Annotated in this window: 10 protein-coding genes; all 10 read right to left on the reverse strand. The window is 67.4% G+C overall.

The window, feature by feature from the left end:
- Nucleotides 1-2 precede the first annotated feature (2 nt).
- The 10 genes from EV148_RS00535 to gspD all read right to left on the reverse strand — a co-directional run bounded on the left by EV148_RS00535 (nucleotide 3) and on the right by gspD (nucleotide 12,849).
- A complete protein-coding gene (locus EV148_RS00535) occupies nucleotides 3-902 on the reverse strand; it encodes a glycosyltransferase family 2 protein (RefSeq protein ID WP_241987933.1) in 900 nt (299 codons plus the stop codon).
- An 8-nt stretch (nucleotides 903-910) separates the two neighbouring features.
- Entirely contained in the window at nucleotides 911-2,776 is a 1,866-nt protein-coding gene (locus tag EV148_RS00540; RefSeq protein ID WP_131991873.1) for a hypothetical protein, read from the reverse strand.
- A 3-nt stretch (nucleotides 2,777-2,779) separates the two neighbouring features.
- Nucleotides 2,780-3,670, reverse strand: coding sequence for a class I SAM-dependent methyltransferase (locus EV148_RS00545; protein ID WP_131991876.1), 891 nt, complete (start codon nucleotides 3,668-3,670; stop codon nucleotides 2,780-2,782).
- Entirely contained in the window at nucleotides 3,663-4,868 is a 1,206-nt protein-coding gene (locus EV148_RS00550; protein WP_131991879.1) for an ABC transporter ATP-binding protein, read from the reverse strand. The genes EV148_RS00545 and EV148_RS00550 overlap by 8 nt, the downstream gene beginning before the upstream one ends.
- The gene (locus EV148_RS00555; protein WP_158287245.1) at nucleotides 4,865-5,635 is read right to left on the reverse strand and encodes an ABC transporter permease; all 771 of its coding nucleotides are present in this window, start codon (nucleotides 5,633-5,635) and stop codon (nucleotides 4,865-4,867) included. Before EV148_RS00555 ends, EV148_RS00550 begins: the two co-directional genes overlap by 4 nt.
- An 89-nt stretch (nucleotides 5,636-5,724) precedes the next feature.
- Nucleotides 5,725-6,699 (reverse strand): peptidylprolyl isomerase, encoded by a 975-nt coding sequence (locus EV148_RS00560; protein WP_131991885.1) that lies wholly within the window; start codon nucleotides 6,697-6,699, stop codon nucleotides 5,725-5,727.
- Between the two features lie 90 nt (nucleotides 6,700-6,789).
- Nucleotides 6,790-8,229: a hypothetical protein gene (locus tag EV148_RS00565; protein ID WP_131991888.1), complete on the reverse strand. Its 1,440-nt coding sequence runs from the start codon at nucleotides 8,227-8,229 to the stop codon at nucleotides 6,790-6,792.
- A gap of 197 nt (nucleotides 8,230-8,426) precedes the next feature.
- Nucleotides 8,427-9,932 carry a hypothetical protein gene (locus EV148_RS00570; protein ID WP_131991891.1) on the reverse strand — a complete coding sequence of 502 codons (1,506 nt, stop codon included), beginning with the start codon at nucleotides 9,930-9,932 and terminating at the stop codon, nucleotides 8,427-8,429.
- Nucleotides 9,933-10,106: 174 nt separating this feature from the next.
- A complete protein-coding gene (locus EV148_RS00575) occupies nucleotides 10,107-10,517 on the reverse strand; it encodes a hypothetical protein (protein WP_131991894.1) in 411 nt (136 codons plus the stop codon).
- Entirely contained in the window at nucleotides 10,507-12,849 is a 2,343-nt protein-coding gene (gene gspD, locus EV148_RS00580) for a type II secretion system secretin GspD (protein ID WP_241987934.1), read from the reverse strand. Before gspD ends, EV148_RS00575 begins: the two co-directional genes overlap by 11 nt.
- Nucleotides 12,850-12,859: the final 10 nt, after the last annotated feature.

Raw genomic sequence — 12,859 nt, forward strand, 5'->3', positions numbered from 1 at the left:
GGTCATCGTGCTGCGCGGCGCAGGCCGCGCAGCACGAGCAGCGGCGCCTGCAGCGCGAAGTGCGCCCAGATGCCGATGAATACGATCGCGCGCAGCAGCGGGTTGCGCGCGGCCGGGTCGAACTTGCGGAAATAGCGCCAGAGTCCACGATGCTTGTGGCGCGCGACGAACAGCGGGCGCGAACGGCTCGACGCGCCCTGCGCATGCGCGACGCGGATCCGTGGATCGATCGCGACGCGCAGGCCCGCGTCCCTCACGCGGCGGCACAGGTCGAGATCCTCGGCGTGCAGGAAATACCCCTCGTCGAAGCCACCGACGCGTTCGAACGCGGCCCGCGGCAACACGAGGCAGGCGCCCGACACGGCCTCGACCGTTTCCACGTCCTCGTCCGTTGCCGGCGGCATCTCGACGCCCTGCAACGCCGGCCAGCGCGGCTCGAAGCGCGCGAGTCCGCTGAGCGTCACCAGCGCACGACGCAGGGTCGGATCGCGGCGACGGTTGCCGCGCGCGGGCACGCCGGCGGGATCGGTCACCTGCACGCCGAGCACGCCGAGGTCCGGCGCGGACGCGAGCGTCGCGCGCAGGCGCGCGGCGAGATCGGTCGGCGCGATGCAGTCGGGATTGAGGAACACCAGCACGTCGCCGCGCGCGAACCCGGCGCCGCGATTGCAGGCCGGACCGAAGCCGAGGTTGGACGGGTTGCGCAGGAGACGCAGCCGCGCGTCGTGCCCATGCGCGGCGAGCACGCGTCCGATGCTGCCGTCGGTGGACGCGTTGTCGACGAGGACGAGCTCGAACGCATCGGCTGCGCCGAGTACGGACGCGATGCAGTCGTCGAGCAATGGCCCGCTGTCGGCAGCGACGACGACGAAACTCGTGAGTCCGCTGCCGGTCGCCGCCACGGCTGCGTTCAGACCGCGCCGAGCAGGCGCTCGCCCTGCTCGCGCGCGCAGTTCCACAGCGCGGGCCACGCCTCGAAGCAACCGGCGAGTTCGCCCAGCTCCGTGCGCAGGCGTTGCGCGCAGCCGGGCGCGTCGATGGCCTCGGGCCAGTCGCCGAGGCGGGGCGCCGCGGGCGCGATCAGCGCGCGCCCGTTGGCTTCGATGATGGAGCGAACGTCGGCCTGCCAGTAGATCGGCGCGTCCGGCGCGGCGTCGTACTGTCCCTGCAGCCGCTCGATGAGATCCGCGCGTGAATAGGCGAGGTATTCCTGCAACTGGCGCACGCGGCCGGCCTCGCTAGCGCCAGCGATGTCCCGCAGGTGCGCGGCGAGCAGGTGCAGGCGCTGCGCCGGATCATCCGCGCTGAATTCCGGCAGGCGGGTACGGATGAAGTCGGCGACGAAGTAGTTGAAGCGGGGCGTGTGGGCGGCGAGCGTGAGCGGCGAACGCTTGCGCTGCGTCTCCTGCACGTGGCCGACGGCGACCGGCAGTTCGAGCATGAGTGAACCGCCGTGGCAAAGCTCGGTCACGCGCGAGAACAATGCGTCCTCGCCGCGGCCGAGTGGGTTCGTGCACGGCAACATGACGCTGTTGTCGAGCGCGAACGGCGTGAAGTTGGCCACCCCGCTCGCGCGCGCCTGGCGGAAGCCGTACCAGATGCTGCCCATCTCTACGTTGCGCAGGTAGCTGTCGCGATCGCGCGTGAACTCGGCGCGATCCGCCGGCGACAGCTGGTAGAGCCACTGGCCCGCCTCGGAACGCGAGCTGCCGTAGGCGCCGTGGTGCGTGGCCAGGACGGGTGCGTCGCCGCGCAGATGGTCGAGCCTGCTCAGTGTCAGGCCGCGCAGGGCGGAGGCCTCGATCGCGTAGCGGCGCTGGCCGGTCACCGCGGCGAGCGTATGGCCCACCGCGGCGAGATGCAGCTCGAAAGGATCTTCCTCGACTTCCTCGCCGGCCCCGAGCGCGTTCTCGATGTTGCGGAAGAAGCGCGTCGTGGCCGCGGCAGCCGGATTCGGATCGAGGCCTTCGCGTGCATCCTCGAGCCGCCGCAGCGGCAGGCGGTGATCGTCGTCGAGCAGCACCGCGCGCGCGCCCGCCGAAAGCAGGAGCGCGAGATTCCAGCCGCTGCCGCCGCCGAAGCGGCCGCGCTCGCCGCTGCCGCCGAGCAGTCCGGGCAGGATCGGTGCCGCCTGCGGCACCGCGCGTGCGAACTTCTCGACCAGGCGCTCGCGCTCGGCCGAACCGATGTAGGTGAGCTTGCAGCCGGTCGCGCGCGCGAATTCGCGCAGCAGGTCGCGGTGGCGGTTCGCCGCCTCGCGCGAGGACGAATCGTCGACCAGAACGTAGTGCCGGTTGGCGCGATGGCGCCGTTCGTAGTCGGCCAGCGACGCGAACAGGTGTGCGGCCTGATCGGGGCGGTCGCAGGCGCGGATGAACACCGCGCGAAGCGGCGCGGGTTCGCGCGCCGGCGCGACCGCGGCACGCGCAAGGAAGTCGCGGTCGGCGACCAGCAGCTCGCGTTTGACCAGGCTGTCGAGCACGCGCATGACGTCATCGCGCTGTGCGGTGAGGCTCGGGATCGTCGTGAGGATGCGCGCGACGTGCTCGTCGAGCGTGCGGAACTCGCGCGCCTGGTCGAGCGCCTGCAACACCTGGAAGGTCATCACGTGCGTCTCGCCGCTACGCTTGACCTGGAAGATGCACTCGTTGTTCGACAACGATGCGACCACGCCGTCCTCGGACGCATACAGCGGCGCGGCCGGATCGATGCGTGGCTGCGCGGGAAGCTTGGCCGGCTGCGTGCCGTAGTTGATCTGGTAGTTGAATTCGCTCATGGCCTATCGCTTTCGTCGCCACCAGCGCCAATCGCGCGCTGGCGCGGGCTCCGGCCGGGCACGCAATCGCTCGAGTTCGGCTTCGAGTTCGGCGATGCGCCCACCGGCGCCAATGTTCTTGCGGATTTCGTGATTGTAGTGCGCATAAACCGATTCGCCCGCGTCGCCGAACAACGACAATGCGGGCAGCTCCGCGGGGAGGCCGCGCCGGCCGCACAGGGCGACGAAATACAGCGGCGCGTAGCCGAGGCCGGGCACGACCTGCCCGGCGCCCGCGTCGGCCGTGAGGGCTTCGCAGGTCGCCGGCGCGCCGGCGTCGAGCTCCCACAGGGTCGACTGGAACAACAGCTTCTGACCGTACAGGCGCACGTGCGGGAAGTGCGGCCGCAACAACGCGAGCAACTCGTCCCGGTACAGCTCGCGCACGTGGAATTCGTTGCGGAAACCAGCCACGTCGCTGTAGGTGTGCTTGTCCGGCGAGGAAACCAGCAGCAGGCCGTCGTCGGCGAGCACGCGCGCGAAGCCGGCCAGCAGCGTTTCCTGGGCGGCGAGGTGCTCCAGCGTCTCGAACGACACGACGAGGTCGAAGGCACCGTCCTCGAACGGCAACGCCGTCGCATCGGCCTGCTCGTAGCGCAGCCGGGGAGCGCCGCCGTAGCGGGCGCGCGCGTGGGTGATCGACGCGGCATCGACGTCGATGCCGACGACGTCCGCGGCGACCGAGGCGAGCATCGCCGACCCGTAGCCTTCGCCGCATGCCGCGTCGAGCACGCGCCGGCCGGTCGCCAGTCGTCGCGCGAAGGCATAGCGGTGCCAGTGTTCATACCAGATCTCGCGCACGCACTCGGGCGTGAAGCGCTCGCCGGTGAACGGCAGCGCGGTTTCGTCATTCATGGCGCGCCTCCCCGGGCAGCGTGTCCCAACGGTGCGCGAGTCGCACGAGGCCGAATTCGCGCGTGGCGCCGCGAACCGTCAGGGTGCGTTCCATCGTGTCGAACACGCGTACGCCCTCCGGGTCCAGCGGATGGACGCGTACGGTATAGCTGCCGGGCAGCAGCGGCAACGCATCGAAGACGAGGCGGCAGGCATATTCCCCGGCAGCGAGGCGTTGCGGATGGTGGCCGTCCATGTCCGTGCTGACGCCATACACCGGCGTGCCGTCGGCGCGCGTGACGCCGATGGCGACGCTCGGCATGCGGTCCTCGCGCGAACGGATGCGGCAGCGGACCTCGAGCGGCTCGCCCTGCCCCAGCAACACCGGCTGCTCGCCGGTCTGCCCGTCGAGGCTCATGTCCAGCACGCTGAACTCGACGTTGCGGCGGTCGGGGTTCGGCGAGGTTTCCTGCGGCGCGGACTTGCGCTCGTGCCAGGCGAGGTACGCCTGCGTCACGTCGAACACATCGCCGGTCATCGCGACCTCGCCGTCGCGCAGCCAGCACGCATGCCGGCACAGCTTCTGCACGTGGTACATGCTGTGCGAAACGAGGATCAGGGTGCCGCCGCCGTCGAGGTAGTCCTGCATCCAGCGGACGCACTTCTTCTGGAACGACTCGTCGCCGACCGCGAGGACCTCGTCGGTGACGAGGAGGTCCGGCTTGAGCGAGGCGATCACCGCGAAACCGAGGCGCACGACCATGCCCGACGAGTAGTGCTTGACCGGCTCATCGATGTAATCACCGATGTCGGCGAAGGCGATGATCTCGGGCAGGCGTCGGCGCAGTTCGGCGCCGTCCAGACCATGCAGCGCGGCAGCCATCGCGATGTTGTCGCGCCCGCTGTACTCGGGATGGAAGCCGGCGCCGAGCTCGAGCAACGCGCCGACCTTGCCACGCACGCGCACGCTGCCGCTGCTCGGCGTGAGCACGCCGGTGATGAGCTTGAGCAACGTCGACTTGCCGGCGCCATTGGCGCCGATCAGCCCGAGCGACTCGCCGCGCCGCACTTCGAGGTCGACGTCGCGCAACACGCTGATGCGGTCGCCGTCCTCGCCGCGGAAGAGCAGCCGACCGAGCGCGCGCAGGCGATCGCCGCTGCGATGGACCTTCGGATAGGCCTTGCCGAGGCCGCGCGCTTCGATCAGGAGTTCGCTCACAGGAAATCTTCGAAGTGCGCGTCGAGGCGACGGAATACGCCGATTCCCGCGACGAGGACGAGGGCGGCGACGGCCACGGCGATGGCGACCGACGACCAGGCGACACTGCCGTGGTGCAGCAGGGTCACCCGGAACGCATCGGCATAGAACGTGAACGGATTGAGCGACAGCCACGGCTGCACCGCCGGCGGCAGCAATGCGCGGTCGTAGAACACCGGGGCGCCGAACATCATGAGCGGCAGCAGCTGCACGAGCAATTGGGCAAGGTCGCGCACGAAGACCTGTACGGCTGCGCAGGCGAGCGAGATGCCGAGCGCAAGCGCGAAGAGTGGAACGTACGACATCAGTGCGAGCGGCAGTCCCCCGAGCGCAATCCCGGCATTGCCGACGCGCAGCACCAGCAGGATCGCGACGAAGCCGGCGACGTGCACGGCGAAACTCGTGCACACGCTGGCGAAAACGAGTACCTCGCGCGGCAGGGCGACTTTGCCGATGAGGGCCGCGTTGTTCTGTATCACGGTGGTCGAGCGCAGAACCGCTTCGGAAAACGCGGTCCACGGCCACAACGCGGTGACGAGGAAAGGCACGTAGCCTGGCGCATCGGCGCCCGGTATGCGGGCCTTGAACACGTGCACGAACACGAACGAGTAGACGCCGAGCTGCAGCAAGGGCTGCAGCAACGCCCACGCGCTTCCCGAAAGGCTGCCGGTGAAGCGCTCGCGGAACTCGCGCTGGAGGAAGCGCAGGGTCAGCGTCGTGGAAGACATGGCGTTCATGCGTTGGCCCGTTTGCCGGTCGCCATGATATCCGGCCGAGAATGCGTGCTCGCGGAGCCGCGAATGCGGCTCCGACCCTTTCAGGGCTTGGCGCCCGCCGCGGCTGGAACTTCCGCGAGCGCGCCATAGCGCGAGCGCAGCGAAGCGACAGCCTGTTCATTGGCGTCGATGGGCAGGTTGCGCAGGCTGTCCGTATGGAACCGGACCTCCTTCTCGACATACTCGTCGCGCAGTCGCTTGATGATCTCGTCCTTCACCTCGGCGAAGGAGCGCTGCTGGGCCGGCTTGCGCTCGAGCAGCTTGATCACGTGGAAACCGTAGGTGGTGCGCGTGACGGGCGAGATGTCGCCGGGGTTCTGCAACGCGCGGGAGGCGGCTGCGAATTCCTTCGCGTACTTGGTCGCATTGCCGGCATCCTCGACGCGGCCCCTGCCCGTCGCCTTGTCCGGGTCGTCGGAGTAGGTGTCGACGAGCGCATCGAACTGGTCGGGATGCGCCGTCGCCTCGGCCGCCACCTTCTCGGCGATCGCCTTGGCCGCGGCAATCTGCTCGGTCCGATCCATCGGGGTCTTGCCGTCGCCGCGATCCTTGATCGTGACGAGTACGTTCTGCACGGTGATGTCCGCCGGGATGGCGTACGCGTCCTTGTGCGCGATGTACTGCTCCTGCGCGAGCTTGCTGAAGTCGGGCAGCACGAGGTCGGCCTTGAAACGCTCGACGCGCGCGGCGGAGAGCACTTCGTCGGTGGGCGCCTTGCCATCCTTCGCCAGCGCCGGATCCTTGTCGATGCCCAGCTTGCGGGCCTCGTTGGCGAGCTGGCGCTGCAGCAGCAGGCTGATCATCATGGTTTCGATGCGCTGCGGACTGCTGAAGAAACCGGGACGCTTGCCCTCCGGGATCCGCTCGGCGAACGCGTCGATATCGGCGAAGGTGATGGTCGCGCTGCCTTGCGTCGCGACGACTTCACCAGGGCGGTCCTGCGTTCCCGCGGCGATGCAAGGAAGACTGCTGATGAAGAAGGCGGCCAGGAGCAGCGACCGCAATGGATTCGGCATCGTCGTGTTCTCGTCTGAAAAATGAAGCGCGGCACCGAAGTGCCGCGCTCCTGCTTCGCCGGTGCCGAGGCACCGGCTGGTCGGTTGCTGCTACTGGCGCCAGGCAGCGGCCGGACAGACGTTGCCGCTGCACTCGAGCGTCGACGCCTTGTCCGTCTGCATGATATTGACGTAGTAGTTCGTGTTCGGCTGCAGGTTGCAGCTCGTGTTCGGGAACGTCGTGCCGAACCACCAGTAGACCATCGGCGCATCGGCAGTGGGAACGTTCTCGACACGGCAACCGGGCGACGGCAGGTGGTTGGTGAAGTCACCGCACTGGGTGCTGATCGCCATCGTGAGGTTGGGACCCGGGTTGGACGTCGGGTTGAACCACGTGCCCGCGGTGCCCGGCGCCGGCGACACCGGTGTCTTGAAATGGATGCCGACGTAGCTGTCGCGCTTGAACGCGAGGATCGTCGGGGCCGAACCGGACACACCCGGCCACGGCGTGATGCCTTCGGTGGGACTGCCGGTGCCGTGGCCCCAGACGTTGTCCCATTCGCTGAGGTTCACGTTCATGCGCGTGCCGCTCTGCGTGCCGTAGCGCACGTCACTCGTCGTCAGCAGGTTGCGTGGACCATCGGCGGCGGTGATCGTCGCCGGGCAGTTGCCGGCGGCGGGCGGCGTGATCGCGATGTCGCCGGTGGTGCCGGTCGCAGAGGCCGAGTCGTCCGCGTTCCAGCAGGTCAGCGTGAGCTTGAGCGTGCCCGTCGCTGTCGACGGCACGACGACGCTACGCGAATTCGCAGCCGTATTGCTGACCGTGGTGATCGTGTTCCAGTCGCCGAGTGACGTGGTCGGCGTGCCGCCGAGCGTACCCGTGCCGACGCAGCGCGCGGCGTTCTGCATCTGCGGCCACGTCACCGCGAAGGCGACTCCGGCCGAGGCGCCGGCCGGTGCAGTGAGCGGAATGGGATTGGGCGTCGGCGCCGGCGTCGCCGGTTGCGGAACGTTCACGCCCGAGGTCGCGGCGTAGCCGCTCGCATTCGTGCAGGTGACACTGAAACTGTAATTGCCCGCCGCCGTCGGCGTGACCTGGACCGCATGCGTCGCGGAGCACGAGGCGCCATCGGTGCATGCGCGCGAACCGAGGTTCCAGCCCGTGATGCCGCTGCTGAAATTGCCGCCGTACGTACATGCGGTCGCGTCGGCCGACGCGGACCAGATCACGTAGAACGGCGAGCCTACGGCGGGCGTGAAGGGCGTGCCGGGCGTCTGGCTGCCGGACGTCTGCACGTTGGCCTGGAACATCGACGACGAACCACCGACCGGGTTGCACGCACCGGGCGCGCCTGCCGTGAGCGTGACGCCATTCGCACGCAGGCTGACGCTACCCGGCGTGGAATCCGTGCTCAGGCCGGCCGCATCGGTGACGGCCACGCAATTGCCGTTGGCGGTATTCAGGTTGATCGTCGTCTGCGCGTGCGTGGTTGCGGCACACGCAAGGAGGAAGACACCGGCTGCGATCGGCAGCAAACGCGTAGATTTCACGGGCATGTGACCTGAATGAGGGCAAAAGACGGCGTCTTCATTCTACTCGCGGGACGATGACGCCGCCATAAACAACCTGTTAATCGGCACTCCGAAGCTGCGGCCCGCGTCGCAGTCCCGGCAGAAAAGGGCGCTTCCGGCAAAAAAGAAGGGGCCCTTGCGGGCCCCTCCGGTACATCGTGCAACAACCTGCGATATTACGAGCAGGCCGGATCCGCACCATTGGCCGAGCACGAACGGTGCGTGCGATGACGCCACACGCCACTGTAGTTCGCCAGCATGCCCGGGTTCGCGTTGGTGTTGATCACGTTCATCGCGTAGAAGCCCGTGACCGGCAGACCGTTCAGGTTGACCGCGCCGCCGCCAGCGAGCAGGCCGCCAGCCAGCACGTGGCCGCCGTCGCCGCTGTACAGGTCGAGGTTCGACCAACCGTCGAGACCGACCGCATTGACCGTCTTGAACAGGTTCGAGCCGAGCACCGTCGACTCCGACGGCGTCGCCGTGTCCGGACCGAGGAACGACAGGACGTTGACTTCGTGACCGAGGAACGGCGACTGCGAGAAGCAGGTCACCGGATTGACCGGCGACGGGCAGCGCGGCACGTTGACGACCGAGTTCAGCTCTTCGCGGTCGTACGTGACGATCGCGAGGTTCACGCGCGACTCGCCGTCAGCCGTGTTGTCGAACGGCTCGACGAACGGAGCCGTGACCGCGAACGGATAGACGTACTTGTCGACGTAGAAGCGCTTGGTCGGGAACGTCAGCACCCAGTCGGAAGCCGCACCGAAGTTCACGTCGTCGACGAAGTACTCGTTGTACACCGCGTCGGCCATGAACACCGCGCTCACCGCGTCGATGCCGCGAGCATAGTTCGCGGTCAGCAGCTGGCCGTTGTTCAGGAACAGGAACGCCTGCGCGCCACCCGGGACCGCCGCGTTGCTGGCGGACTGCAGCGACGGCAGCAGCGAGCCGGCCGGCGTGTACAGGTTGCCCGTCGGGTTGTCGTAGAAGCCTTCGATCGCATCGGCGTTGTACGCGAAGTACGTGCCCGAGCCGACGTTGGCGATCGCGCCGCCACCGAACAGACCGCTGGTCGGGGTCTGCAGGTCAGCCGCCGTGGCCGTGTCGTTGCCGACCGGCGCGCCGCAATCCGGCGTGCCCGCGTCCGGCGTGCCGGTCTGGTTGTGGGTCGTCACCGCATCCAGGTCGCTGCCCGGGATGATGTCGCCCATCGTGATGATCTCGACGTAGCCTTCACGCGTACGCGTGATGTCCTGCGGGCCGTTGTCGGCCGGCTGCGCCGGAGCGAGCGAACCGTCGTAGGCGTACGGCAGGAACGGCTGCGGGTTCGAGATCGTGTCCGTGCAGCTGTGGTCCGACGTGATGAGCTGGGCGCCACCATCGTCCGACACCTGCGTCACGGCACCCGTCCACACGTCGTGCGGCGACAGGAACAGGTTGAAGTCGAGCACTTCGCGGCTGTTGTAGCCTTCGAGGAAGCGCACCTTCACCGCCTTGCCGACGTCGGCCGTGTTCACGACCGAGAGCAGGGTGTCCTGGCTCTTGTTGACCGTGAAGTACGGATAGATAAGAACCTGACCGACGCCATCGGGATTAAGGTCGACGGCGTTCGCCAGGCCCGCGAAGCCAGCGACGCCGGCGATACCGGCGACGACGGCAGTCGTCAAGCTGTTTCTCTTCATCGCAACACTCCTAAATTTGACCACAGGGCTTTTTGCTTTACCGCCAACCCCGCTCCGATAGCCACGTGCCCCATGGGGCATGGGCGAGGTCAGGCAACAGCGCGGCCATGTTAAGACAAAGGAAAGGGTCGTGCAATCCCTCTTCCCAACACCCCAATATGGCCGCGAATTCAATTACTTGGGAAGAAAATACCACTCGCCGTCGACGCGGATCCAGGTTTCGGTTTGGGTGCTCGTCGAAGACACCGTACCTGCCATTCCGCCGGGCATCTTGAGCGCGTATGCCACGTCCACGTAAACCGTACAGCGGTCTTCCTCACACTCCTTGCGCTTGAACGTCGCGCTCTTCCATTGCATCGGCCGGTTGTTCATCGCCGTGGCGTACACCTCGCGCGTCTGCGTCTCGCGGAAGCCGGGCGTGAGGTAGTCGTAGGCCTTCTCCGCTTCGTGGGCGATGAGATGGTTCCAGCGTTCGACCGAACGCCGGTCGACGTTGTCGGGATTGGCCCTGTCGGTGCAGCCGGCGAGCGCGACGAGCGCACACGCGACGAGCGTGACGGATTTCGGCAGTCTGTCAATGATCACGGGGCGGCTCCTTGTTGGCGTCGTCGCGCGGCGCGGCGGCATCCTGCGCGGGATAGGTGCTGGCTGGCTCGGGCGCAGGCTCCGGCGCAGGTGCAACCGAGGTGCTCGTGCGCAGCGGCGCCAGCGATTCGAACTGGCGGATGTAGTCCTCGGTGACCTGGCGCGCGTCGTCGCTGTTGGCGATCACGCGCGGCGTGATCAGCACGATCAATTCCGTGCGCTGCTTGTCGTGGCTCGTGTTGCCGAAGAGATTGCCGATGACGGGAATGCGGCCGAGCAGCGGAACGTGCGTATCGGTCGTGTTGTCGATGTCGCGGATGAGGCCGCCGAGCATGACGGTCTGACCACTCTGCACCGCGATCTGCGTCTGCAGCTGGCGCTGCTCGATCGCCGGATTGGAACCGGAATCGGATCGGTAGCCCGCCGGCGGATTGCTCACTTCCTGCTGCACGTCGATGTAGACGAGGCCGCCCGGATTCACGCGCGGCGTGACCGAAAGCTGCACGCCCGTATTGAGGTATTGCACGCTGTTGTAGCCGGTGCCCGTCGTTCCACCGACACCGTTGAGGCCGATCACCGAGGTCTGCGTGACCGGCAGCTGGCTACCGACGTTGATCTGCGCTTCCTGGTTGTTGAGCACGACCAGCGAAGGCGCCGAAAGGGTCTTCGCCTGCCCTTCCTTCTCGAGCGCGTTGATCGCGACTTCGAAGTTCTTGCTCAGGAACGAATAGAAGAACCCACCGGTGCTGGTGGGCGCCACGTTGTTCGTTGCGCCGAGCGAGAGGCGGTGGCGATCCCAGCGGTTGCCGGAAAAATCGATCGGATAGCGCCCGTTCTCCTGCGCCGAACCGGTCGCCGTACCCATGAGGCCATTGAGATACCACTGCACGCCGTACGACAAACCTCCGGTAAGCCCCACCTCGAGGATGCGCGCTTCGATCTGCACCTGCAGCGGCTGCACGTCGAGCTTGCGGATCGCAGCCTGGATCTGCTCCCACTCGACCGGCTGCGCCATGATCATGAGCTGGTTGTTTTCTTCGATCGCGGAGATGCGGATGTCGGTTTCCTTCTTGCCGCCCGTCGCGCCGGGCGCGGCGGCCGGCGAGGACACCGGCGCCGCCTTCTCTTCCTTCGCCTGCGGCCGCAGCGAATTCTGGTAGTTCATCGAACCACCGGCGCCGCCGATCCCGCCGATCGTCATCGGGCGCAGGCCCTGGCCGACGCGACCCGAACTGCTGCTGTGCGAGGTCCCCGACGTTCCTAGGAAGATCTGGCTGAGGTAGTCGGCGATGTCGACGGCCTTGAGGTTCTTGACGTTGTAGATGTAGAGCTGCGTCGAGTTCTCCGCGCCGCCGCGGTCGAGGCGGTACAGCCACTCTTCCGCCTGCTTGAGGTACTCCGGCTGCGGCGTGATCACGATCATCGAGTTGGTCTGCTCGATCGGCATGAAGCGGAACATGCCGGCGAGCGGCGACTCGCCCTTCGCGCCGAACAGCGCGTCGAGATCGGGCATGAGCTTGGCGACTTCGACGTGCTGCATCGCGAACACGCCGATCGACATGCCCTTCATCCAGTCGATGTCGAACGTGTCGATGGTGCGCTGGTAGTTGTCGAGCTCGGCCGGGTTGCCGGCGAGCACGAGCAGGCTGCGGTTCGGATCGATGCTGACGAACGCGTCGGGCTTCGCATAGGGCTTGAGCAGCTTGGCCATCTCGCTCGGCGACACGTACTTGAGCGGATAGATGCGCAGCGCGTAGCCGGGCTGCTGCGTCGCGCCGACGCGCGGCGTGAGCTTGCCGGCGATGGCGTCCTTGGACTGCAGCACCGTGTAGCGCCCGCCTTCGCGCACCATCGCGTTGCCGGTCCACGACAGCAGCATTTCGAGCACCGCCATCGCATCCTCGCGGCGGATCGGCCGGGAGGTCGAGTAGGTGACGTTGCCGCCGACGTTCGGCGCAATCGTGTAGTTCTCCTGCAGCATGTCGCCGAGGATCGCCTTCACCACCGCCTGGATCGGCTGGTTCTCGAAATTGAACGTGACCTGCCCCTCGCCGCCGCCACCCGTGGACGGCGCCGGTTGCTTCTTGAAGAACTGCGCGGTGCCGACTTCGATCTCCGGCTTCGGCGGCGGGCGATCGGATCTCGCCTCGGGCGAGATCGCGATGCCACTGACGCCATCGTCGGTCGGCAGTGGCGCCGCCGGCTTGAGGATCGTCTCGGCGGTGAGGATGTCGCCGCCCGTGCGCTTGGTGGTTTTCGGCCCCGGCGTGGCGCAGCCGCCCAGCAGCGCGAGGCCGAGGCTCAGCAGGAGGATAGTCAGTCGGAATCGCACGTGGCTCACT

The sequence above is a fragment of the Dokdonella fugitiva genome (genome assembly GCF_004342425.1).
Classification (GTDB): domain Bacteria; phylum Pseudomonadota; class Gammaproteobacteria; order Xanthomonadales; family Rhodanobacteraceae; genus Dokdonella_A; species Dokdonella_A fugitiva.